At 48.1% G+C, this 23,457-nt stretch carries 18 protein-coding genes and 1 tRNA gene; 5 read left to right on the forward strand and 14 right to left on the reverse strand.

Annotation, left to right across the window (positions count from 1 at the left end; all coding sequences use genetic code 11):
* Positions 1–114 precede the first annotated feature (114 nt).
* Together CLV57_RS01335 and CLV57_RS01340 are read right to left on the reverse strand one after the other, a co-directional pair.
* Positions 115–1,314 (reverse strand): energy transducer TonB family protein, encoded by a 1,200-nt coding sequence (locus tag CLV57_RS01335; RefSeq protein ID WP_100339566.1) that lies wholly within the window; start codon positions 1,312–1,314, stop codon positions 115–117.
* Positions 1,298–1,870, reverse strand: a complete 573-nt coding sequence (locus CLV57_RS01340; RefSeq protein WP_100339567.1) for an RNA polymerase sigma factor — start codon at positions 1,868–1,870, stop codon at positions 1,298–1,300. Before CLV57_RS01340 ends, CLV57_RS01335 begins: the two co-directional genes overlap by 17 nt.
* A 99-nt stretch (positions 1,871–1,969) precedes the next feature.
* On the opposite strand from CLV57_RS01340, the gene CLV57_RS01345 reads away from it, so the two are divergent.
* Positions 1,970–4,192: a YfbK domain-containing protein gene (locus CLV57_RS01345; RefSeq protein ID WP_100339568.1), complete on the forward strand. Its 2,223-nt coding sequence runs from the start codon at positions 1,970–1,972 to the stop codon at positions 4,190–4,192.
* A 68-nt stretch (positions 4,193–4,260) separates the two neighbouring features.
* On the opposite strand, the gene CLV57_RS01350 is transcribed toward CLV57_RS01345, so the two are convergent.
* Both CLV57_RS01350 and CLV57_RS01355 read right to left on the reverse strand, forming a co-directional pair.
* Positions 4,261–5,478 (reverse strand): peroxiredoxin family protein, encoded by a 1,218-nt coding sequence (locus CLV57_RS01350; protein WP_100339569.1) that lies wholly within the window; start codon positions 5,476–5,478, stop codon positions 4,261–4,263.
* Positions 5,479–5,521: 43 nt separating this feature from the next.
* Positions 5,522–6,661: an acyl-CoA dehydrogenase gene (locus CLV57_RS01355; RefSeq protein WP_100339570.1), complete on the reverse strand. Its 1,140-nt coding sequence runs from the start codon at positions 6,659–6,661 to the stop codon at positions 5,522–5,524.
* Between the two features lie 358 nt (positions 6,662–7,019).
* Here CLV57_RS01355 and CLV57_RS01360 point away from each other — a divergent pair, with 358 nt between their 5' ends.
* The 3 genes from CLV57_RS01360 to CLV57_RS01370 all read left to right on the forward strand — a co-directional run bounded on the left by CLV57_RS01360 (position 7,020) and on the right by CLV57_RS01370 (position 9,264).
* The gene (locus CLV57_RS01360) at positions 7,020–7,262 is read left to right on the forward strand and encodes a helix-turn-helix domain-containing protein (RefSeq protein WP_100339571.1); all 243 of its coding nucleotides are present in this window, start codon (positions 7,020–7,022) and stop codon (positions 7,260–7,262) included.
* A gap of 197 nt (positions 7,263–7,459) precedes the next feature.
* A tRNA-Asp gene (locus CLV57_RS01365) sits at positions 7,460–7,533 on the forward strand.
* A 489-nt stretch (positions 7,534–8,022) separates the two neighbouring features.
* A complete protein-coding gene (locus tag CLV57_RS01370) occupies positions 8,023–9,264 on the forward strand; it encodes a site-specific integrase (protein ID WP_100339572.1) in 1,242 nt (413 codons plus the stop codon).
* A gap of 35 nt (positions 9,265–9,299) precedes the next feature.
* Here the strand turns inward: CLV57_RS01370 and CLV57_RS01375 are convergent, their stop codons facing one another.
* Together CLV57_RS01375 and CLV57_RS01380 are read right to left on the reverse strand one after the other, a co-directional pair.
* Positions 9,300–12,479, reverse strand: a complete 3,180-nt coding sequence (locus CLV57_RS01375; protein WP_100339573.1) for a dsDNA nuclease domain-containing protein — start codon at positions 12,477–12,479, stop codon at positions 9,300–9,302.
* 99 nt (positions 12,480–12,578) lie between these two features.
* On the reverse strand, positions 12,579–13,334 hold the full coding sequence (locus tag CLV57_RS01380; RefSeq protein ID WP_100339574.1) for an RteC domain-containing protein: 756 nt from the start codon (positions 13,332–13,334) through the stop codon (positions 12,579–12,581).
* 291 nt (positions 13,335–13,625) lie between these two features.
* On the opposite strand from CLV57_RS01380, the gene CLV57_RS18260 reads away from it, so the two are divergent.
* Positions 13,626–13,871, forward strand: a complete 246-nt coding sequence (locus CLV57_RS18260) for a hypothetical protein (protein WP_157799028.1) — start codon at positions 13,626–13,628, stop codon at positions 13,869–13,871.
* A gap of 24 nt (positions 13,872–13,895) precedes the next feature.
* Here CLV57_RS18260 and CLV57_RS01385 read toward each other — a convergent pair whose 3' ends face one another.
* The 8 genes from CLV57_RS01385 to CLV57_RS01420 form a co-directional block, all read right to left on the reverse strand.
* Positions 13,896–15,641: a TetR/AcrR family transcriptional regulator gene (locus CLV57_RS01385; protein WP_100339575.1), complete on the reverse strand. Its 1,746-nt coding sequence runs from the start codon at positions 15,639–15,641 to the stop codon at positions 13,896–13,898.
* Between the two features lie 30 nt (positions 15,642–15,671).
* Entirely contained in the window at positions 15,672–16,928 is a 1,257-nt protein-coding gene (locus CLV57_RS01390; RefSeq protein ID WP_100339576.1) for an aminotransferase class I/II-fold pyridoxal phosphate-dependent enzyme, read from the reverse strand.
* Positions 16,929–17,179: 251 nt separating this feature from the next.
* Positions 17,180–17,401: a hypothetical protein gene (locus CLV57_RS01395; protein WP_100339577.1), complete on the reverse strand. Its 222-nt coding sequence runs from the start codon at positions 17,399–17,401 to the stop codon at positions 17,180–17,182.
* A gap of 2 nt (positions 17,402–17,403) precedes the next feature.
* Entirely contained in the window at positions 17,404–18,447 is a 1,044-nt protein-coding gene (locus tag CLV57_RS01400) for a PLP-dependent cysteine synthase family protein (RefSeq protein WP_245856806.1), read from the reverse strand.
* On the reverse strand, positions 18,413–19,387 hold the full coding sequence (locus CLV57_RS01405) for an NAD-dependent epimerase/dehydratase family protein (protein WP_100339579.1): 975 nt from the start codon (positions 19,385–19,387) through the stop codon (positions 18,413–18,415). The genes CLV57_RS01400 and CLV57_RS01405 overlap by 35 nt, the downstream gene beginning before the upstream one ends.
* Positions 19,388–19,568: 181 nt before the next feature.
* The gene (locus CLV57_RS01410; protein WP_100339580.1) at positions 19,569–20,045 is read right to left on the reverse strand and encodes an Lrp/AsnC family transcriptional regulator; all 477 of its coding nucleotides are present in this window, start codon (positions 20,043–20,045) and stop codon (positions 19,569–19,571) included.
* Positions 20,046–20,074: 29 nt separating this feature from the next.
* Positions 20,075–22,042: an alpha-L-arabinofuranosidase C-terminal domain-containing protein gene (locus CLV57_RS01415; RefSeq protein ID WP_100339581.1), complete on the reverse strand. Its 1,968-nt coding sequence runs from the start codon at positions 22,040–22,042 to the stop codon at positions 20,075–20,077.
* A complete protein-coding gene (locus tag CLV57_RS01420; protein WP_100339582.1) occupies positions 22,039–23,349 on the reverse strand; it encodes a restriction endonuclease in 1,311 nt (436 codons plus the stop codon). Before CLV57_RS01420 ends, CLV57_RS01415 begins: the two co-directional genes overlap by 4 nt.
* Positions 23,350–23,457: the final 108 nt, after the last annotated feature.

Raw genomic sequence — 23,457 nt, forward strand, 5'->3', positions numbered from 1 at the left:
ATCGTCTCACTGAATAGGTGAGACGATGTGAAACGATATTTTTTGCAATGAATTGATTTTTAGCGGTTTGTTGATTTTGAGTGAAACGAAAATGAGACGAGTGAACCGATTTTATCACTCTTTTTTGAAAAAGATCCTTAGCCTCACTTCTTTGGCAACAGATGCCCCCCGCCACTTTGGTCCGTTTGCTATGATGGTTAGTGCTTTTGCGTTAGCGACCTTATTGTTACCCCTTAAAATTTGCGGCTGGATTATATTCCCTGAAGCATCAACATAAAAAGCTACCTCAACATCTCCCGGCGAACCATTGGAAATGATTGCATTGTTGCGAATATAGGATTTGTAATCATCCCAACCCGCAATTGGTCTCGGCAATCCCACCGTATCGGTCAATACTATCACCTCTAAATTTTTGGCCATATCTCTACTGCTGGGGTATTTGACAATTAAATTGCTAACCGCTCCTACAAGAGTGGACTTCTTTTGTGTTCCGTAGCCAACCACAACAACTTCGTTTAAAGTATCGCTTCTTGCTGTAGTTAAATTCAGTACCTTATTGGGCTCTCCAGTTCTAATGCCGGTTTTTCCTGCCTGATCTCCGTAATCATCTACCACCTGAAACTTCTCTAAAATATCCGCAGGCAAATTCCTTATAGCTTGATTTACATCGCCACCCATGTAATCTTTTCCATTTAAGCGGGCTTTAGTAAGCGGTTGCCCATTGAAAAGCACTGCACCTGTAGTATCGATCTCAAAGCCTTCCGCTTTTTTTAGCATATCCTCAATTTTTGCATTGGGCCTCACCGGGTAAGCGTTGGCTATATACTCAACAGTATCAGTTTTATAAGTTATAGATGGTTCAACTTTTACATTATCAGCAACCAGCTTCCTTTTTTTCTTTATAAATTGAGCAGGCTGGTGGCTTTCAATTGTGTCAATATCTTTAGTAACAGTTGATGGCAAGGGTTTTACTTTACTTGTAAATTTTTCACGCTGACTTTCATCATTCAGGGGCTTTAAAAACCAATACCCTACACCCAACATTAAAAGCACGCTTGCCGCTATAGCCAATTTTGACCATAATATCACACGCCTGTTTTTTTCTGTTGAAACGCGCGATCTGAGCTGGGTTTTTAGGTCTGCTATCGTTTCTTCGTGATCATCAGCAGCAAAGTCTTCAAACCCATCCATTGCCTCGTTTAAAAAAGCATCGTCATAGGTCTCCCGCTCTAATTCATGCCTATCGCGCGCGTTAAGCCTCCCCTTAACGTACTTGGTTATTTTTGCCAGGTTTGTTTTACTTTTTGCCGCCATGTCTTTCCATGCAAATTTTTAAGTTGCGCTTTCCGTTCTGTATGTAGCTCTTCACTTCTTTTACCTCATAGCCTGTACTGTCGGCTATTTCCTTGTAGCATTTGTCAGCCATAAAAAACAGTTCAATGCTCGTTCGCTGCTCGGGCGATAGTTTTTGCTTGCAGCGGTCCAACCGCCACATTTCATCATCCCATCCGCTATCCTTGTGCGTACTGTCGGGCATCTCCACAACGTTATCTAATGATTCGGTTTGCCTGCTATTAACTGCTCTTATACGCGACAGGCAAAAGTTACGTGTGAGTACATGCAGCCAGCTCTTGAAATTGCCTACTTCATGTCGGGCAGATTTCACTATCAATTCTTCAAATATCTGCATTACGGCATCCTTGCTGCTGTCTTTATCCTTTAAATATTTAAGGCATAAGCCGTAAACCAGGTGCATGTATTGCTCATATAAAGCCGCCAGCAACTCCAGATTGCCGGTTTCCCGGTATTGCAGTAACAGGGCCTCATCCGTGGCTTTGTACTTATTGTTGTGGCTTTTGAGGAAGTTCATTCAGCTTTAAAAATAATTTTTTTTACATCGTTTATGGAAAACTAATGGTATGACGCATCATACAGGCAGAAATCCATAAATCAACTAAAATATTTTATTATGAGAACGTACCTTATTGCACTAACAGCAGCAGCCTGCCTTATACAGGCAAAACCATTAGCACCAAAAAATATTAACGGCACCGTTTACGACGCGGGCGACAAGCACACCATGGCGGGCGTTGCAGTGCGCGCTTTGGGAAACAACCAACCGATTTACACTGATGCCAAAGGGCATTATACTATAGTGCTGCCAAAAAATACCTCAAGGTTAATTTTTACCGCCAAAGGTTATCAACCAGACACAGTGACTGTTAGTAAAAGCAATGTTTTAAATGTTTATTTAAAACGGGCCATCATTTATAAAACAGATACCATTGATTATGTAGTAAAAAATTATAAAGTGATTCCGCACGCAAGTGCAGATGAAATGATCAAGAAAGTTGAAGGATTTGAAGTAGACAAAAATGGAAATATTACCTTTCAGGGACAACCCGTAACAAAGGCAAAAATAAACGGCAAAGATTATACGGGCGGCAATGTAGCCCAGGCAGTACGAAACCTGCCCTCGGATATTGTTGAAAAACTTCAGGTAGTAGATGACTACGGCGCCCAGGCGGGCAGAACGGGTGTAAGAAGTGGCAATGCAGAAAAAGTTCTCAATTTAACTACAACAAACAGCAACGCTTTAAACGAAGTAGTAGTGGTTGGCTACGGAACACAAAAGAAGTCTGCGCTTGTAGGGTCGGTTAACAATATAGCCGCTGTTTCTGCACCGATAAACGTTAAACAGCTACCAATTGGCGATCTATCCGGTTACGTTAATGCCATTCCGGTTAACAACGAATCATATGCTCCCATTATTGAAAACCAGTTCATCAATCCGTTAAAAGAGCCGCTTTCAACGCTGGCGACCGATGTTGATGCCGCTTCTTATGCCAACGTGCGCCGTTACATTAACGCGGGTCAGTTGCCGCCTAAAAATGCCGTGCGTATAGAAGAAATGATCAACTATTTTAAATATGATCTGCGCGAGCCATCCGCAGGTAAACCTGTATCCATTCAAACAGAAGTTGTTTCTGCGCCATGGAACCCAAAACATCAATTGGTACGCATTGGCTTAAAAGCAAAAAATGTTGACAGCGACAAGTTGCCGCCAAGCAATCTGGTTTTCCTGATAGATGTATCGGGCTCTATGAATGATGCCAATAAGTTGCCGCTGGTTAAAACTTCGCTTAAAATGCTGGTTGACCAGTTGAGGGCTCAGGATAATGTAGCTATGGTAGTTTACGCAGGCGCTGCGGGGCTGGTGCTGCCATCAACGCCGGGCGACCAGAAACAAAAAATAAAAGATGCCATTGACCAGTTGAGGGCCGGCGGGAGTACAGCGGGCAGTGCCGGCATAAAACTGGCCTATAGCATTGCGCGCCAAAATTTTAAAAAGAAAGGTAATAACCGCATTGTATTGGCAACTGATGGCGATTTTAACGTGGGCCAATCAAGCGACCAGGATATGGAAACGCTGATTGAACAGGAACGCCAGAGCGGTGTAAGCATCTCTATCCTTGGCTTTGGTATGGGTAACTACAAGGATAGCAAAATGGAGATATTGGCTGATAAAGGCCATGGCAACTACGCGTACATTGATAACATTACCGAAGCGACCCGCGCCATGGTTACCGAGTTTGGCGGCACCTTATTTACCGTTGCCAAAGATGTTAAGTTACAGGTTGAGTTTAACCCGGCCAAGGTACAGGCTTACCGCTTGCTGGGTTATGAAGACCGTTTGCTGGCTAAAGAAGATTTTAATAACGATGCCAAACTGGGTGGCGATATGGGCGTGAACCATACCGTGACCGCTTTGTATGAGATCATTCCGGTTGGGGTGAAGGACGATGCCTTTGCCGGAAGTGTTGACCCGCTTAAATACCAAAAAGAAACTGCTCCGGCTGCTAAAAACAGTTCTGATGAGTTAATGACAGTTAAATTCAGATACAAAGAACCTAATGAGGATGTTAGCAAAATGGAATCGGTTGTGGTAAAGAACTTGACCACAGAATTTGACCATTCATCAGAAGACATCCGCTTCGCCGCCGCTGTAGCCGAATATGGCTTGCTGTTGCGTGACTCCCAATTTAAACAAAACGCCAGCTTTGAGCAGGTGATCAGTTTAGCGAAAGCCGCTAAAGGGAAAGATGAACAAGGCTATCGCGCCGAGTTTATACGCCTTGCCGAAAGCACCCGCGATATGGCTAAAAGCAACACACTTGCCGCCGAGCGCTAAAGATACCTTACCTAAACCTGAACGCCATAAAAAAGCCCCTTTCTGTTTTTTGAAAGGGGCTTAGGCTTTTATTTTTCGGCTAACAGATCGTTTGTTAGCTTTTCAAACTCATTAATAAACTCTACATAATGCTCACCGGTACTTGGGCCACTAAAGCCGGTATGTATTTTACGCACATCACCCTTTTTATCAATAATGATGGTTGTTGGGAAACCCAGCACTTTATCCAGCATCGGCAGGCTTTTGCCTGCATCGGCCGGGATATAACCGGTAAGTAAAAGCGGGTAAGTGATATTAAAGCGTTGCTTAATTTGTTCAACCGCTTTTTTAGATCTGTCAACACCGGCCGTACGTTCATAAGCCAATCCAATAACCTCCACCCCTTTAGGCTGATATTTTTTGTAGTAGTTAACCATGTAAGCGGTTTCGTCCATACAATTAGGGCACCACGAACCCATTATCTGTACAATAACCACTTTGTTTTTAAAGCGCTCATCTGTTAGAGCAACCCTATTGCCATCCAGGTCATTAAAAGTAAAAGCCAGTTTTTTAAAGCCGGGCTTTAGCGCCGTAAGCGAGTAAGCGTCGGGCAGTTTCGCGTTGGCATCTTTTACAGCCGTCCACGTTTTAAAGCCGCTTTTTCCCGAATAGCGCGTACCGCCTGTTATGTTGTTAGCGCTTACTTTAGCCGTGAATAAATAAGCGTTGCCGCCATCAAAACCCGACAAATACAAACTATCGCCGCTAACTACGCCTTCTAAAAAGCGATAGTCGCCGGTGCTGGTTAGAAAAGTTCCGGTAAGCTTGGCATCGCTTTGTTTAAATTCACCAACGGCAAAGCTGGTATCCTGATCGACCCCAAAGGTTGCTGCCCATCTGCCCGAAATATTTGCCGTAGGTTTATCTCCTGCTTTAAAGCGCCAATCGGTGTTTTTAATGGCACTAAAATTCATTACTGCGTCGCTATCGGCAAGGTGCTTAATAAACTGGCCCGCCATACCTTCGTTAGTCAGTTTCAGTTTAAACTCCGACTCAAACAAAGGCATTTTGATAGTTACACTGTCTCCGGAAATATTTACATCAGTTACTTTAAATCGCTCGGCTCCATTAAAAATGGTCATTTGTTTTTTTCCGGCGGTATCTGTTATCTCAAAATTGAAAGGAATTTCTTTTCCTGCAGAAGTTAGTAATGCTCCGCGCCAAATGCCTTTTGTAAGCTCCGGCTTTGAGCAACCTGTTATAAATAAAAATGCTGCTGATGCGAGCATTAATAGTTTTGACCTCATGATACAAATTTATACTTGATCAAAGTTAACCAAAAGCGTGCTGCTATTTAAGTATGCCACGCGATATGACAATGCGTTGAATTTCTGAAGTGCCTTCATAGATCTGCGTGATCTTGGCGTCGCGCATCAGCCGCTCCACGTGGTACTCTTTAACGTAACCATAACCACCATGTATCTGTACCGCTTCAATGGTAGTCTTCATGGCCGTTTCAGAAGCAAACAGTTTAGCTATTGCACTTGCGTGGCCATAAGGCAAACCATTATCTTTTAACCAGGCCGCCTTGTAAACCAGCATACGGGCGGCTTCAATTTCGGTTTCCATATCAGCCAGTTTAAATTGGATAGCCTGATGATCTGCAAGTGGTTTACCGAATGACCTTCGCTCCTTTACATATCTAAGCGAAAGCTCGTAGGCGCCTGCGGCAATGCCGAGCGCCTGGGCAGCTATGCCTATGCGGCCGCCCTCCAGCAACTTCATGGCTATTTTAAAACCTTCTCCCTCCTGCCCCAGCCTATTTGCCTTTGGAACTTTTACATCATTAAATTGCAGCGAATGCGTATCAGAACCACGAACACCCATTTTGTTTTCTTTCGGTCCTATTGTAAATCCTTCCAGCCCTTTTTCCACTATAAAAGCATTTATACCGTGATTACCTTTTTCTGCATCTGTTTGTGCCAACACAATGTAAGTTGATGCTGTGCTGCCATTGGTGATCCAGTTTTTAACGCCATTGAGCAAATAGTGGTCGCCCATGTCAACAGCTGTTGTCTTTTGGGAAGTGGCATCAGAGCCTGCTTCGGGCTCAGACAAGCAAAAGGCACCAATTTGTCCACCCGCTGCTAAAGGGATAAGGAACTTTTGCTTTTGCGCTTCGGTACCAAACTTCTCCAGGCCATAGCATACCAGCGAATTATTTACAGAAACCACAACAGATGCAGACGCGTCAATTTTTGAGAGTTCTTCCATTACCAACACATATGAAAGGGTATCCATCCCGCTACCGCCATAGTTTGGTGAAACCATTATGCCTAAAAAACCTAATTCACCCAGTTTTTTGATCTGCTCTGCGGGGAATTTTTGATGCTCGTCGCGTGCTATTACGCCGGGCTTTAGCTGTTGTTCAGCAAAGCTTCTCGCGGTTTGCTGTATCAGCAATTGTTCATCGGTAAGTTTAAAGTCCATGTGGCTTGGCTTTTAGTTAAATATACTGCAAAAATTCGCGCATAAAAAAAGAGAGCTCTTTTGAAGCTCCCTTTCCCCTAATTAATTTAAACTATTGATTAAACCCAAAACAAAGAACAAAAAACCTCAGCCTGGGCGTCTGAGAATTCAAAACATTTTTTGGCAGATGCAGATCGTTTTTCATAGGATTTTATGCAGGGCCAATAGCTTATTAACAAAAGTAAAGCCACAAGGTCCGAAGTGCTATGACATATAAGTCATATTTGAAAAGTACATATGATTTTTAAAACTTTTTTGAAACCGTTTTAACTAAAACATTACTTTTATAAATTATAACTACCAAAAAACCCAGACCTATATGTTATTAACTGATTTTGAGTTTATTAATAATTCTGACGAGGCATTTAAGCGCAAAGTTTCTTTGCAGATTAAACGTCTTCGCCGGCAAAACCAGGTAACCCAAGAGAAGTTTTATGCCGATACTAACATCAACATAGCCAGATTAGAGAGTGGCAAAATAGATATCAGAATAGAAACACTGCGTAAAATATGTTACTATTTTGATGTATCGCTTTCCGGATTCTTCCGTGGCATTTATTAGATAGTAGCAAAAACAGCACACGGTTTCCGTTTTTGTATACAGTTGTTGTATTTTATATACAAGATTAAAAGGCTTTCAATCCCTAAAATATATTTACCTGATAATCAAAGGCTAAAACACCAAATCAAAAATTTTTGATTTTTTTTTAAAAAACGCCTTGTGTAATAAGAAATGAAAGGTATATTTGCATCCCCAACGGAGTGGTAGTTCAGCTGGTTAGAATACATGCCTGTCACGCATGGGGTCGCGGGTTCGAGTCCCGTCCATTCCGCTAAGAGGGTTCATCCCCGCACAAAGCCGCTTGATCTGTATGATCAAGCGGCTTTTTTCATTCATTTCCGCACGTTTCATATCAGCCCGTATTAACCGCCCGGTTACCTTATAGGTTACCTAATCCGAATGCTTACTTTTGGTAACCGAATAACGATTTAACTAATTGATTTTGAATAATTTAAATTGATATCATTTCATATCAAAACAGTCCAAAATAAATGAGCCGAGAATTGAAAAACCGCATCTAAAAATGCGTTTTTGGGGTTGGGTCTTTGAACCCTTAAAGTGGGTCCGAAACGGGTCCCGAACCCCTCCAAAACGGGTCTCGGTTAGCTATTCGGTTACCTATTCAATTTATTTTGAACAGGTAACCGAATAAGCTCTCAACTCATTTATTATCAACTGCTTGCGATGGAAATAGACCTATCAGTTTCCGCTCCGGAAACCCTGAAAATCAGGGTTCAGACGGTTACTAAATCGGTTATTTATGAAAAATTCAGACAGTTTCGCCATCTTATTTTGGGCGAACAAAGCAAAAAAAGACCAGAACGGCACCTTGCCGGTTTACGCCCGGGTCACCATTGCGGGCAAAAGAGCAGAGATCTCTTTGAAAAAAAAGGTGATGCCTGAAAAATGGGACGCCAGGTCAGGTTTTATGAAAGGCAGTGGCGAAGAAGCCCGCTCATTTAACAAATTCCTCGTGTCCGTAGACACGGAACTGCGGGATCTTTACTTCCAGTTCAAACAAAACGGCCGCTCCTGCACCGCAGAGCGGCTCAAAAACAAGTACCTGCATGCAGAAGAACCCCTAGCCCGCAAGCAGCTATTGGAAGTATTTACCTACCATAATGAAGAGGTCGCCGCATTGGTCGGTAAAGACCTTGTCAAAGCCACGCTGACCAAGTACGAGACCATCCGCACGAAGGTCGCAGATTATATCGCGCACCGCTACCAGTGCAATGACCTTTTCCTTGATGAACTGGAATACAACTTCATCACTGGTTTCGAACATTATATGAAAACCCAGCAGTTGGTCAGCCACAACGTAGTGATGGCTTATATCAAACGGATCAAGCGCGTGGTGAATATGGCAGTAGATAATGGCTGGTTAGCGGCAAGTCCGATCCGTAAATATGTTTGCACGTCAAAGAAGACCGCACGCACCGAATTGGAAGCAGAGGAACTTGCAGCGCTGGAGGAGAAGCATTTCGAAGTGGAGCGGCTGGAGGAAGTCAAAGATTGCTACCTGTTTTCCTGTTATACCGGTTACGCCTTTATCGACGCTTGTAAACTCAGCGTCGAACACTTGGTAAAAGGCAGTGACGGTGAATATTGGGTCATGACCAGCCGCACCAAATCCAAGATCGCAGCCAACGTGCCGCTGCTGCCTCAAGCCTTAGCCATCATTGATAAATATCGAGCGCATCCAATTAGAAAAATTCAGGGCCGGCTATTGCCGATGAAAAGCAACCAGAAAATGAATGCCTACCTTAAAGAGATCGCCGACCTCTGCGGTATTAACAAAAAATTGACGACCCACACGGCGCGGCATACCTTCGCGACCACCGTGACACTTGAAAATGATGTCCCCATCGAAACGGTCAGTAAGATGCTGGGCCATACCAAAATCACGACGACACAAATTTACGCCCGGATCAAGGAGAAGAAAGTGAGTAAGGATATGAAACTGCTCAGAGAGAAACTGACCTTGAAACCGGCGGAAGTTTAGCATGATACAGGGCGGCGCCATCTACGCCGCCCTTCTTATAACGGGCTAAGTTCTTTGATGTCATCTTCTCCGAAACGGAGCCGGGCCCTGACAAATCTGAGCAAGGCTTCAAAAACGGGATATTGTACCTGATAGTCCAAATCAAAATTCATCAAAACTAATTTGGCGGTGTTGTTTAATTGATTGCGAAGAGAGCTACCGCTGAAATCGCTCAGAACAAGTGGGATGTAATTTTCTTCTTCCGGTAGCGACTGCAAGCGAAAACCTTCCCGCTGGTACGCCGCCACCCGCTCCGCTTCTGATGGAAACCGTCGGCCCAATAACAATGCGTTCGCTTTTTTACTTAAAATAAAATTACGTATGGCCATAAGAATTTGCCAGTCGAGCCAGCCCTCGGTTCTAAGCGCTCCGATGAATTCGGGGTAGGCGGGATCATCTTTGATCTTTTTGAGGGTCAAATGAGAATTCAAGGTGAACCCTTCATAACGTTGTCGGATCATCTCCATCGCGCCATCCCGATCATATTTCGCGCTCAACGTGTCAAGCCACTTTAGCGGGCGAAACGTTTTATGTGTAAAAGTCGAATTGACGGTCCCAATAGCCGTTCTGGACAGTTGCTCAAATGACGCCCGGGAAAAAAGATGCCTGTAAAGCCGCTGATAAATAAAGTCAGGAAGCGTTTTACCGGCAAGATTTTCCTGGTCGAAATGCTTTGTGATCAGCTCTGTCAACTCTTCGCCGGGTAATAGACTTACCTCCTGTAACAAAATGGCAATATTGGCTACGATCGTGGGAACCTGTTGTTCGATCGCTTGATAGTCCTCGTCCAAAACAGCCGGAATATAAACGGTCCATTTCGCTTTGTTTTGCTGTGCTCTCAAGGGCTCCTCACCCCCGGCCCTGATCTTTAATTCCACTTCGAGCGGTATTTCCAGCAGGTGAAGATCATGTTTTGAAAGCATCAGCTCCAGCAATAAGACCTGAAGGATGGCACAAAACTCCTCAGCGACCGAATTCATAAGCCAGGTGTTTTCAAAACTGATCTTCCAGGAAAGCCCGCCTGCGTGCCATTCGATCGTCCTGGTCTTACCGGCATCGTTAAAAGGCGTGTCATCCAATTTAGCCTGGACGACACCATCGATCTCTTTGCTTGTCAATTCGTCGTCCTCGATCACATAGTGTTCCAAATACAAATCATAGAATTGGCCCATACCCCGTTTTAGCTGCTCCATAACTGACTGCGTTTGCGGCGCGATCCGCGGTCCGGCAGAAATCACAAAAGCCAATTCCTGCAAATTTTTATCCAACAGGTCATACCCTTTCGTGTTGAACTCTGCCCTGGCGTTGATATATAACCTGAACGCTTCCATAGAACTCAACCAGGCACCCTGTGCATGGTCCATGTGATAAAGCAAGCCCATAGCATCAGGCAACAAATCGTGCAGCTGTTCATGCTGGCTGCAATGCCAGGCGGCAGACATCGAATAATACTTGGCCGCCAGGTTACAACCAGCCACGTTATATAATTGCCCGATATTTAACAAGGCGAGCACATAACCTTTTCTGGTCCTATCCTGCCGGTAGAGTGCCTTTGCTTTATGAAAGCATGTTAGTGCTTTCAGTACGCCATTACGGTCCGTCGTTTCCAGATAACGATTACCCGTTTCGTTATAACGAAGCGCGTTGGATTCATCATTTTCCCGGGAATTGACAAAGGGTATGAGCTGATCAGCGAACTCCTGCAAGGGTTCCATGTCATCCAGGCTGGTCCCATCTTTCATCAACCGGTCAAGCCATTGATTGATTTGGGCCGCGAGCGCGACCACATTGTACCGCTGCGCCTGATCAAGAGTATTTAATATGGCCCGGTAAAAAGGGAGGGCATCTTTGATGCTATCCTTGCTTAGGGTCTCGGTTATGTCTAAATGGATAAGCAGCGCAGCGAGCTGATTGTAGTAACAGATAGCTTCCGGACTTTCCGCCGAACCGATATGCTTATTGATCAGCGACCGTATCTGCCGCTGCCATAACAACGGCTCCTTTAAGTCCAGCTCACACGTTTTTTCGTGCACGTGCAGGAAAACCGGAACCAATAAATGGATGGCCTCGGCAACAGATTCATACCCTTGGAACCCGGCAATAGTTCCAAAATAAAGCCGGATGTGCGGTTCGAGACCCAACAGGGAGCCTAAAGGAAAACCCGTCGTAAAATTTTTACTGACGCACCAGATCAGCTCACTGATCGCTCTGCGCCGGTAATGCAAGGGCGTGTCATCTAAAACGATATAATGCTGAAGCAAACCCTGCCAGAAACCCAAATGGTGGTGTAAATGCCTGTTCTGATTACAGTAATAGGCCGCACCCATCACCTGGTAAAATTCAGAAGCCCGGAAATGCGCTAAGGTATCCATGTTGTGCCAGCTCTCCCAGTCTTCGGCATAGCCGGTCTCCAGTTGATCGATGGTGGTCAGCAATAACTTATCCAATAACTCGCTGTCCAGTTTCCGGCCTTCAGCTTGGTCAGCCATCGAGCGTTTAGATATTTCGTAGATAAGGCAGTAAAATGCCGCTTTAGGCTGCTGCTGCGCTATAGGGAAAGTAATTTTGGCAATAAGGCTTCGTATCCTAATGATCACATTTTCAAGCGCTGTTTCAGGATCTATATCGTCGAATTGCCAATGGATACGCAGCGTAAAGTCTTCCCAAACCTCATTGGGAACGGTATGAATATCAGCCGAAGTGTTTTTTAATTCAGCAATCACTGTTTCCTTGATCTGAGCGGTACAGCGCGCTAGTAGCTCTGGTGACAACTGTCCCTGATGCTGATGCCATTCTTTCAGCAAGTCAGCGCCGTTACCCGCTTGATTACGTGCGATCCCGGTATTGGTTTCGAACCAGAACTGCACGTCATCAAACTTGAACTCTCCCTTTACAAAGAGCATAAAGAAGTTATAGATCGCTTTGGTTACTTCTTCACTCTTAAAGGAAAAGTTCTTGGAAGAGTACAATTTAAGCTGCCGGAAGTTGGAAACCCAGGTCCCGGTATCACGGCTGAAAATATCATCCTGGTACTCGCAATACGTGATCTCATCTGATTTTGCCAGATAGCTTTCCAGCCAAATTTCGAGTGTTCTTAATTTTTGGAACTCGTACCCTTTAATGGTGGCATTGGCATCGGTATCCTTGGAAAACAATGCAAGATGATGAAGCGGCATAATATTCAAAGTTAATCAACTTCCCGGCACCCACGCATCCCCCTCATCCATATAAGCAGTCAGCAAGTCTCGCAACTCATCCAGAAACTTGGTCCGGCTCTACACCTTCCGCATCTTGATCTCGGCGAACCGCCGGTAATGCCGCGGTAAGGTGATCCCGAAACTTTCCTCCAGCCATTCAATGATCTCCACGATCGTACGCTCGCTCTTTTTGAAACGCAGCCAGCAGTAAAGCGCATAGGCAAATTCGATCAGGTCGGTTTTTTCACCCGGCCATGGAAGACGCTTCTTTTGTGCCGGCAGCGTCCCCGCGGAGGGATAGAGTAAACCGGCTAAATGTTCCTGTAGACGCTCGTAAGCGATAAACTTCGCATAAAGGTAATCGGCAGCCGTCGAGAACTCCGGGTCACTGCTGGGCAGTTCGGCCGTAATGACCACCGGCGCTGCCGCGCCGCGCACAAAATACAAATGGTCGAGCTCGTGCCCGTCCAGTAAATAATACTGATGCATAAAACGGTGCTGTTCGAAGAAGCGCCGGATATGCTTCAGTTCGAATTCGTAATAGGCTTTGAGTGCCAGCTCGTCGCCGACCGGCCGGTTCGTTTCCAGGCTATACAATTCTACCGCGTAAAGTTGTTCCGCAACGAATTTTGGTTTAACAATCTTGAAGAACGCGATCTCAGCCGCTTCCTCAACGAAAGGATTGGCGGCGATATGTCCCCGCAGGTCCTTCAGGACAGCCTGCACGGCTTGCAGGATGCCTGCCAGTCGCTTGGCTGCCGGGATGCCCATCTCCCTGTACAACTCGATCTCTTCCAGTAATTTGTTCATTCTCTCATTTAAAAATACTTCCATAATCTTAGTTTTTTTAGCCCAAAACAAGCGGAGTCGATCATGCGCCGCAAGTCGAAAAAGGGTACATGTACCCCCGCCTTGCGCTATTTTTTTCTTATCTTCGGCATAAAAAATATTTAATAGCGACGGCTATTTGACTTGTATCGGAACTGCGAGACTCCAAACAGAAACAAGGACGAATAGATCTGATCGCCTGCGTTACAGCGCAGGTGTCTGGTCTTGTCTTGTTTCTTAAGCTCTCGCAGGCTACGGGATACGGATAATGGTCAGCCCTGCGCTTTAACGTTTATAGTGAACCCGATTCCCGAAACCTCCAAACTGCTGCAGCCTATTTCCAGCCTGCCGCTCAGCGACGCTTTTAAAAAGGCGGCAGCCGAAAATTGCTTTGACTCACTGGCAGAAATGTCCGCGCTGCACATGGACGAACTCCTCGCGTTGCCGGGCTTCGACCATCGTATCTGGAACGAATTCGCCGGCTTCCTGGAAGCGAACGGATTCGGCCATCTTTTAAACAAAAAGAGCCCGCCACGCGAGTGACAGGCCCCGAAGGAGTTCCCGCTTTCAGATCAAGCCCCTCAGATCTTCCAGCATTTCCTCCATCACCCCCACCAGCGGACGGATCACTTTCTCATCCGTGGTGTAAAACTTACTGCGCTGGCTGGGCGCCGACAAATCCGGCTGGCCCATGCTCGAACAGTTATAAGCGATCTTGACCGACAGGTCGTCGACCTTTTCATCCAGCAGTCCATGGTCGTTCTGCAGTTTGTGCCAGACGGCAATGCCCGCTGCGTTGATCTTGTAATTGAATTTATGGGGATTGGCTTTACTATCGGGCCCTTCTTCCGGTTCGACCTCTTTAACGAGAGTCATCTCGGCATCGATCCAGTTACACAATTGCTTCACCACCGGTTCGGCGTGCCGGTCATAGCGCAGGGCAGACATGGCCGCGTCCTGCATCACCAGCGTCTTACATCGGTGCAATTCTTCCAGCTTGGCGGTCTTGCCCGGCCGTTGCTGCATCTTCTGTTTGAGCATCCGGTAGCAATAGGCCTGGAAACGCTGCTGGTTAAAATCCAGCCGGATCAGCCGGGAGATCAGGCTCTCTTCGGCCGTACCGCAGCCGGGCACGTCCCAATCGGGTTCTTCCAACACGGCCAGCAGGCGTTTCAGCCAGAGGTAATCATGCCAGGTAGGCACCGGGCTGCCAGCGTTCAGTTCGCTAGCCGGCAGACCCGTGATCTCGATCAGCAGCGGGTCGATACCCAGTTCATGGAGCTTCGACCTGATAACAGACCAGCGATCATTGACCCGCGGAATTTGCCGGTCAATAAAGGCCAGCGGCAGCCGCAGCTGCCTGTTCAACTTATGCCGGATCGACCGACGGATGCGCAACATCAGTTGCAGGACTAAGCCTGTTTCGGCTGAAGGCCGATCTGCGATGCGGTAAAGAGCATCGGCAATCTCGGTGAGCTTATGCAGCATGAGATTGATATAACTGAACAATTGCGCCTCATTTTTAACGCTTAGCGAATGGGTCTCGATCGCATTGATCAGCCGTGCCGCCTCCAGTGCCAGGGCAGCATCCGGCTGCTCTTCCGGCTCACCCGCGAAACCACGGGCTTTTAAACCTGCCGCGATAGCGGCGAACACTTCACATTCATGATTCATAGGTAATATCTCCTTATCAACCGAACCAGCGGTCGCTTTTTGCCAGGCCAGGGAAACAAGCGCAGCAATCGTTTTGAGGATGACGGTCCGGTCACCGGACTGGTTCACATCGATACCGCAGACCGTGCTTTTGTTGTACACGCCGTGCAGCACCATATAGTAAATACCGCCAACGATCAAAGCCGATACAGCGCGAAAGCTAACGCCCGATTCCCGGAAGTATGGATCTGCCAAAGCCAGCAGTTTCATGCCCTCCCTTTCGCGGGTCTCGGAGATCGAGCGCATCAGCGGGCTGACCGTACTGATCTGCCACAGGATCAATCGCTGCATTTCGGGCTCCTGGAAGAAATACAAAAATTCTTCCTGAAGCGTGACCGTAAAGAAGGCCTCGAGCGCCCTGCTATCATCCGCATCCGGCAGCTGCAGTTGTTCGAAGAACGGCATCCAGTAATCCTTCTTGCGGATATAGGCCTTGACCAGCTCATTGAGTGAACCGAAATAATCATAGATCATCGGCTTGCTGATCCCGGCCCGCAAGGCGACCTGGTTGATACCGATCGCCTGGTGTCCCTTTTCGAGGAGCAGCTTGCCGATGGTGTTCACCAGCCGTTCTATTTTCTCGTCTTTATCATATTTCATTGTGGTATCCAGGTAAAGGTATATAGATCATCAGACCGCTTTCGGGAGCTGCAGTTGCTTACTGACATCCTCGAAAGCGTTGAGCACTTTATCCAGGTGCTCCCGGGTATGCGTCGCCATCAGGCTCATCCTGATACGGGCATCCTTGCGCGGCACGGCCGGATAGATGATGGGGTTCGCATAAATACCCCTATCCAGCAGCATTTGCCCGGCGGCGGCCGTTTTGGCGGGGTCGCCGATCCTGACCGGGACAATGGCCGATTGGGTGGTGCCGATATCCAGCCCAAGCGAATTAAGCCCGGCCGTAAAATAGTGCACATTCTTCCAGAGCCGGCCCATCCATTCCGGCTCTTCATCCAGCAGGTCGATCGCCTTCAGGATACCTGCAGCGGCAGGCGGCAATGTCACCGAGAACAAATGCTGCCGGGACTGGAACTTCAGGTAGCGGATGAGCTCCGGTTTACCCACCACGTAGCCGCCAACCACGCCAAAGGTCTTGCTGAACGTACCCGAGATCAGGTCTACTTCCTGGAACAGGCCATGCAGTTCGATCACACCGCGGCCGGTCTTCCCGATCACCCCCGTGCCGTGGGCATCATCGATCATCAAAAAGGCGCCATATTGCCGGACGAGCCGGATAATATCGCCCAGCGGCGCCAGGTCCCCATCCTGCGAATACACCCCGTCGATAACGACCAGCCTTGTCCGGTAGCTATCTTTCGAGGCAATGAGTATCCGCTCCAGGTCGGCCAGGTCATTATGCAGGAAGCGCTTCACATTGGTCAGCTGGCAACCCTCCATAACACTCGCATGGACACCCATATCCAGGATAGCGATGTCTTCTTTTTTCAGCAGGCACTGTAAGGTCGCGCTGTTAGCGGTATAGCCCGTCGTATAAACAATGCCCGCTTCGCGGTGGAAAAAGTCCGCCATCTTTTGTTCCAGTTGCTCATGGAACAGGAAGTGCCCGCCGATAGCCGGTGAGGCGCCGGCGCCCGTACCATATTGTTCGATCGCGGCAATAGCCGCTGCTTTAACTTCAGGATGCTGGGTGAAACCGAGGTAATCGTTGGAGACCAGGCCGACCATTTTTTGAACGCCTTTTCCGGGCACTTCGACCAGCACTTCGGGCAGGCAGCCCGAGTGCGTTACGAAGCGGTAGTTAAGCCGGCCATTGGCCTGCAGGTAATCGAGGTAACGGTTAAACTCGGCTGCGCGCTGGAAAATATCCAGGTCCGGAATATTTTCAAAATCTTTGAAACTTGCTGTTAAGTAATTGATATCCATAGGTTCTGTATTTGATTTGATAGCACGAAGCTACCGGTCAAATACTTACCGCCCGGTAGGAAAATAGGGGTTATATGTTAAAGTTTGCTTAAAAAGCAAGCAATTTTTTAAAGGATAAAGGCGGCAGCCACGCTGCGGGGCAACCGCTTTACCAGATTTGAATTAACTATTAACAGTTCTCTCGGGTTAATTGAAAAAACTACACAAAGAACACCAGCGATTTGTCACCAACTATAAATTAAACCAAAAACTCATTTCGTCGCCACGAACTCCGCGGCCGTCCCCATTCGTACGCGTGCCCCAACCGCTTTAAAATCCATCGCGGCCTTTTTGCATTGTATGGCTTTATCCACATAGGCATAATATTTGGCGGTCAGTTCCCCGTGGAGTTCCGCCGCCTTTTCAAAGGGCAGGTCATCCAGCGCTCCGATCAGCAGGGCATATTCGATATGCGTGATCTCTTCGATGCTCATATTCAGCTTTTGATCTGTTCATAACGCAGCAGCTCCAAACCGCTGCTGATATAATGCGGCTGCTCCGGCTCTTTGGCCATCAGCGCCGTACTTAAATATTTTTTATTGCTGTCGGGGAATACGGTGATCACTTCCCCCTGCCGATCCAGCTGTTGCCGGAGCTTGATCGCACCTGCCAGATTTGCACCGGAGGATATCCCTACGCCGAGACCTATCTTACCCAAGAGCTGCGCGGTCAGGATCGCGTCTCCATCATTCACCTGTACCACATCATTCAACCGTTGCAGGTCGACAATCTCCGGTACGAATTCATCGGAAACGCCTTGTATCCGGTGACTGCCCACCTTATGACCGGTGCTGAGTGTCGGGCTTTCGGCCGGCTCCAGCGGGTGCAGGGCGATCTCCGGGAACAGCGTCCGCAGGTATTTACCCACGCCCATAATCGTGCCGCCCGTCCCAACGCCGGCCACAAAAGCTGCGGGTTTCAGTTTAGCCAGCAAAAGCTGGTGGCCGATCTCGCGGCCCGTCGTCTTCTCATGCGCTTCCACGTTATATTGGTTCTCGAATTGCCTGGGCAGGAAAACCCGCTCATCATAACCCATTCGGTTCGCCATCCCGATGCTGCCTTTGAAGCCGCCCTGCTGAGCGGACACCAGCTCAATTTCTGCTCCGTAACTGCGGATCAGGTCGATCCGTTCCCGGCTCATCCAGTCGGGCATCAGGATCTTGACAGGATGGCCAAGCGCTCTGCCGATCGCGGCAAAGGCAATACCGGAGTTTCCGGAGGTCGCTTCAACGATCGTATCGCCGGCTTTCAACTGCCCCGACTCTTTCGCCTTTTGCAGAATGTAAAGCGCCATCCGGTCCTTAATGCTGCCGGTCAGGTTAAACTGCTCGCATTTGACCAGGACGGAACTGGCCCTTTCGCCCGGGTAACGGTAAAATATGCGGACCATGACCGAATTCCCTATAAAGGGCCAGATGTGCTCCGCCGTGGTCCGGGTCATCCCTTTATCTCTCAACAGGTACATCAATTTGGTGAACATCGTTCTTTAAATGGGCCAGCATATCAGTGACCATGGTTTCCAGATCAAATTGTGGCTCCCAGCCCCAGTCACGGCGTGCTTCCAGGTCCAGGATACCGGTCGGCCAGCTGTCGGCGATCGCCTGCCGAAAATCGGGATGGTAGCTGACCGTCAGGCCAGGGATATGTTTTCGGATCTCGGTCGCCAGCTCCCGGGGCGAAAAGTGCAGACCTGCCAGGTTGTAGCTGGTATGCACGCTCAGCTGGCCTCGCGGTGCCTCCATCAGTTCGATCGTTCCGCGGACGGCATCCGGCATATAGAGCATCGGCAAAGTGGTCGTATCCCGCAAGAAGCACCCGTAGTGACCCTCTTCCAGCGCCTTGTGAAAAATATCGACGGCATAATCGGTCGTACCGCCGCCGGGCTTGGCGCTGTAGCTGATCAGGCCGGGGTAGCGAATACTGCGAATATCTATACCATAGGTATTATAGTACCAGCGGCACCAGTATTCACCGGCCATTTTACTGATACCATAGATCGTGGTCGGGTCAAGTGCAGATTGCTGGACACAGGCTGCGCGCATCGATTCCGGGCCGAATACCGCGATGCTGCTGGGCCAGAAGATCTTTTCGACGCGCTGCGCCCGGGCCGCCTCCAATACATTGAGTAAACCCTGCATATTGATCTGCCAGGCCGCCTCCGGGTTTTGCTCGCCGCTGGCAGAAAGCACGGCCGCCAGGTGGTAGATCTGGCCGACACCCATGCGTTCAAATACATAGCTGAGCCGGCGGACATTGAGTACGTCGAGCTTCATATACGCACCCTTCTGCATGAGTTTATCGTTCGCATCATACACGTCGGTAGCGATCACGCGCTCCCAGCCGTAACGTTCGCGCAGGGCCATGACCAGTTCAGTTCCGAGCTGCCCGCAGGCGCCGGTCACCAGGATCTTATCTCTCATCGCGTGACCTCCCGGATGTGAAAACCGCTGAGCGGGGCGGGCAAAACCTGCAGGTAGATATATGGTATCAGTTGTTTCATTCTTTTAAAAATCCGCTTTAGAGGCTGCATGCGGCGACTTTATTTTCAGGTGGACGGTTTCCGCAGTGCTTGCCGGGAAATACGGCGTTTTTCGCAAGGGCCTATTTTTCAAGGGGAAAGGCCGGTTCCATCTTATATTCTTTGAGCACCAGCGAGGAATGTACTTTATCGACCATGGGCAGGCAGCAAAGTTTTTGTTCGAGAAAATCCTCGTATTCAGCGGCATCGCGCAGGGTAATCTGGAGGATAAAATCGTATTCGCCGGAGAGGTGCAGGCAGACCTGTACCTCGGGGTGGACCTGGATCGCAGCGGCAAAGGCTTGCAGCACGGCGGAGGCGTGGCCGTTGAGTTTGACCAGGGTGATCATCAGGGTTGGACGGCCGACGAGGCGGCGGTCGAGGAGGGCGGCAAATCGGCGGATATAACCTTGTTCGCGGAGTTTGGCCAGGCGTTTGCGGATCGCGGCTTCGCTTTTATGAACGGCCAGCCCGATATGGGTCGCGTCCATCCGGGCATCCTGCTGGAGGATCTCCAGGATACGGATATCGGTAGGATCGAGCTGGCCGTTTTGCGTCATGGTTCAATATGAATTGTTGTTTTCAGTGCCTATTTCAGTTTGACTTTAATGACATTAAATGAAAAAGGGGCGGCGGTAAATGAAACCTCCTTGCCGTTGGCAGTTATCGTCTTTGTATCCGGTTTGATATTATCGGGATTGGTAATACTGTTCATGATCCCCGTGCTGCCATTGGCTAAGCTGATCCAGCTGGCTTCCCCGGCGGCTGTTGTATTCGTCAGCCGGATCTGTCTGGCTTTAGGCTTGCTGCTCATATTCACCATTTTTATCACCAGTTCGCGAGTGTTTTTGTCGACCACCGCCGAGGCCCAGCAGCTGTCCTGCCCGCAGATCGCTTTACCATCTTTGGTGAGGGGCACGACATCGGTGCCTCTGTTCAGCGAGAATAGTTGCTGCACGTAATAATTGGGTGTATTATAAGAGGTGGAATTATCAAACCAGATGAGGTTAGGCGTCCACTGCCAGCCGGTCACATGGGCGAAGAGAGGAGCGTAACTGGCCATATCCACGACATCCGCGTTGCGCTCGATGCCGGTCATGAAGCAGGCTTCGCTTAAGGCAGTGAGCAGGTTGTTGACATTCTTCATGCTGCCGATCCGGTCGCTTTGGGCGGCATATTCGCCGACAAAGATCTTGGGGCCTTTGCGGTCGTAGCTGTCGTAGCGGTTAGCATTATCCATGAACCATTTTGGCGTGTCGTAAAAATGCTCGTCGATGATATCTGCTTTTCGTGCCCGCAATACTGAATCCATATAAGTAAAGACGGGGATATTGCGGCTGTAGCCGGTGGCGTTGATCAGCCGGATCTCCGGGTATTTGGCTTTAATGCGGTCGGTAAACAGTTTCAGCCGTTCGGCATATTGCGGACCCCAGTTCTCATTGCCGATGCCGAGGAGTTTCAGGTTAAAGGGAGCGGGATGGCCGAGCTCGGCGCGTTTTTTACCCCAATAGGTGCTGGTGCTGCCATTCGCAAATTCGATGAGGTCGAGGGCATCGGTGATAAACGGTTCCAACTCGTTGATAGGTACGACTTCGGCGGCATCGAACTGACAAGACATGCCGACGTTAATGATGGGCAAGGGCGCGGCGCCAATGTCTTCAGCCAGCTGGAAATATTCATAAAAACCAAGTCCGAAGCTTTCCATGTAGTCGGGGGTTTGGCGGTCCGGTACATCGTCAGCCCAGATGCTTTGCACCATTTCGCGATTCTCTAATGGGCCGATGGTGTGCTTCCACTGGTAACGGTGTACCAGCTGGTTGCCTTCGACGATGCAGCCGCCGGGGAAACGAAGGAACCCGGGCTTAAGGTCGGCGAGTTTCTGCACGAGGTCGGCGCGGAGGCCGCCTTTGCGATTTTTCCAGGTATCTGATGGGAAGAGCGAAATGCGGTCGACGTCGAGTTTGCCGGAGCCTTCGAAGATGACCAGAAGCTTGCCTCTTGTAGCGGTGTCGATCGGTGTAATGCTGACTTCCTGGCTATGCCAATCTTTAGCATCATTGTCCGGGGTCATTTCGGTTCTGGCGAGGATCTTGTTGTTGCCGCTGAACAGAAAAATCCGGACGTGGATACCGGGTGTTTGTTGGCGGTAGCGCAGCGTCAGGTTATAAGGGAGGCCTTTTTTAAAGGACATGCCTTCATCGAAACCAGTATTTATCAGGCCCACCGTGTCTCTGGCACGGAGGTCGACTTGCATATACTTGGGGTTGGCGGCATTGGTCGCTATTTGGTTGACGACCATAAAGATGCCGTCCCGCAGTTGGGGTGAGGGCCAGGTGCTCCAGGCGGTCAGGGGCTTGGGGAAATCGAAGCTGCGGTTCTCCACCATTTCGGCGTAGACGCCGCCATCGGCGGCGCGGTTAATGTCTTCGAAGAAGAGTCCCCAAAGGGTTGAAGGAACTTTGGCTTTGGTGGATTTAGTGCTGACTTGATAAAAGTCTTGAGAAAATCCGGACGCAACTATCGCTATAAAGCCCAAAAAGAGCAGTAATTTTTTCATGTATTTCGAATGTTATTGTTTGTCGTATCATATTCACGGTGTTCGACAGTATCTCTAATATCCTGAACATCTGATTTCCCCACGCCATTTTTGTAAGCCTTACATTGCACGATCACATTAATGGTCATGTACGGGTCCTCATCTGGAGAAAGACTATCCTTAGAGACGACCCACTCGGCAACAAGATCCGCCCCTTTATCACGCTCCCTGGTATGGGCAAGCTTTCTTACTCTATTGACATTAGGCTCCCTCTCCAGAAGCTCTTTAATTAGGTCTTCGAAGACATCATCCTGGATCTTGTCGGCCCATTTGAGGGCGTGCGGCTTAAAAAGCACATCGAATTCTGTCTGATGCCGTTCCCTAACCTTCTCACGTTCTTTTTTAAACCGACTTACTCCGCATTTTGTATCTACGGTGAGAATAACCCGTTCACCGACAGCAACAATCTTATTTTCCAAAATGACCAAGTCAGGCAACTTCTCTTCCAGTTGCTTGAAATATTCGTATAGCTTTTTTCTGACCGAGTTACTTAAGTAATGTTGAAACTGATCGACCACAATCAGGTCGCCGCTAATCCCTTTGATTATCTGGGATGATGAACGAGATAAAGCATGAAAGAAAGGCATAATCTCCGGGGAATCGATCAGAGTGACCTTTGTTTTGAAATTCCGATAGTAAAACCAAGTTGGCAACGTTCGCTCCATGTAGTTCGTCAACATCGGGTCATCGCCCGCTACTTTTTTTGCTCGATTCAATCTTGCTTTTTCTATGTCTTTTCGACGATACTCAAAATCATATTTTAGTTCCTTGCGACAATTTTCACATGGACAGCCTCCATATAATTCCCAAACGTATTGCTCGAACATTGATAAAGACCCTACTAGCTCATCCAATTTTTCCAAATCAACTGTTTTCGCGTTGATAAGCCCCGGGTGGATTTGCTCCGGGATCAGATAATTGCCATAGATCTCTGCATCCGCTCCAGTCGCCGGATTATGAACCATGATTGTAAATATCGAACATAGGTTCAATTTCTTTAGAAATACCGCAAAAAACACCGTAAAACTATCATGTAGATCTGTCCGCTCACCGCCATAGAACCAAGAGTTCGTACGACAATAATAGTTGAAACGAATCGTCTCGTCATTATCGATCCATAAGCGAATGCGTAAGCCTATATAACGGCTAGTCCAAACTGAAATGGTATTTGTGCCGTGGTTTTGGATCTCAAGACCCCAACCCTCCGCTTTCTCCACAATGTGGCTGATTATGGAATGGTCGGCGGGTTCTTTTATTGGGTCACGCATTTGAAAAATAAAGATGAAAATACGTAAACTTGAATAAATGTCAGCTGCCTACTATTGTTAATTTAACATATTGGATGTACATTTGTCTGAGCGATTCAAAATCGATCA

This window comes from Mucilaginibacter auburnensis (genome assembly GCF_002797815.1).
In the GTDB taxonomy this organism is placed as follows: domain Bacteria; phylum Bacteroidota; class Bacteroidia; order Sphingobacteriales; family Sphingobacteriaceae; genus Mucilaginibacter; species Mucilaginibacter auburnensis.

Excerpts from the sequence above, each read along its gene's own strand:
- CLV57_RS01340 (WP_100339567.1), bottom strand. The coding sequence starts at position 1,870 with ATGAACTTCCTCAAAAGCCACAACAATAAGTACAAAGCCACGGATGAG.
- CLV57_RS01335 (WP_100339566.1), bottom strand. The coding sequence starts at position 1,314 with ATGGCGGCAAAAAGTAAAACAAACCTGGCAAAAATAACCAAGTACGTT.
- CLV57_RS01355 (WP_100339570.1), bottom strand. The coding sequence starts at position 6,661 with ATGGACTTTAAACTTACCGATGAACAATTGCTGATACAGCAAACCGCG.
- CLV57_RS01385 (WP_100339575.1), bottom strand. The coding sequence starts at position 15,641 with ATGAAATATGATAAAGACGAGAAAATAGAACGGCTGGTGAACACCATC.
- CLV57_RS01395 (WP_100339577.1), bottom strand. The coding sequence starts at position 17,401 with ATGAGCATCGAAGAGATCACGCATATCGAATATGCCCTGCTGATCGGA.
- CLV57_RS01375 (WP_100339573.1), bottom strand. The coding sequence starts at position 12,479 with ATGCCGCTTCATCATCTTGCATTGTTTTCCAAGGATACCGATGCCAAT.
- CLV57_RS01345 (WP_100339568.1), top strand. The coding sequence starts at position 1,970 with ATGAGAACGTACCTTATTGCACTAACAGCAGCAGCCTGCCTTATACAG.
- CLV57_RS01360 (WP_100339571.1), top strand. The coding sequence starts at position 7,020 with ATGTTATTAACTGATTTTGAGTTTATTAATAATTCTGACGAGGCATTT.
- CLV57_RS01350 (WP_100339569.1), bottom strand. The coding sequence starts at position 5,478 with ATGAGGTCAAAACTATTAATGCTCGCATCAGCAGCATTTTTATTTATA.
- CLV57_RS01380 (WP_100339574.1), bottom strand. The coding sequence starts at position 13,334 with ATGGAAGTATTTTTAAATGAGAGAATGAACAAATTACTGGAAGAGATC.
- CLV57_RS01415 (WP_100339581.1), bottom strand. The coding sequence starts at position 22,042 with ATGAAAAAATTACTGCTCTTTTTGGGCTTTATAGCGATAGTTGCGTCC.
- CLV57_RS01390 (WP_100339576.1), bottom strand. The coding sequence starts at position 16,928 with ATGGATATCAATTACTTAACAGCAAGTTTCAAAGATTTTGAAAATATT.
- CLV57_RS01370 (WP_100339572.1), top strand. The coding sequence starts at position 8,023 with ATGAAAAATTCAGACAGTTTCGCCATCTTATTTTGGGCGAACAAAGCA.
- CLV57_RS01405 (WP_100339579.1), bottom strand. The coding sequence starts at position 19,387 with ATGAGAGATAAGATCCTGGTGACCGGCGCCTGCGGGCAGCTCGGAACT.
- CLV57_RS01400 (WP_245856806.1), bottom strand. The coding sequence starts at position 18,447 with ATGTTCACCAAATTGATGTACCTGTTGAGAGATAAAGGGATGACCCGG.
- CLV57_RS01420 (WP_100339582.1), bottom strand. The coding sequence starts at position 23,349 with ATGCGTGACCCAATAAAAGAACCCGCCGACCATTCCATAATCAGCCAC.
- CLV57_RS01410 (WP_100339580.1), bottom strand. The coding sequence starts at position 20,045 with ATGACGCAAAACGGCCAGCTCGATCCTACCGATATCCGTATCCTGGAG.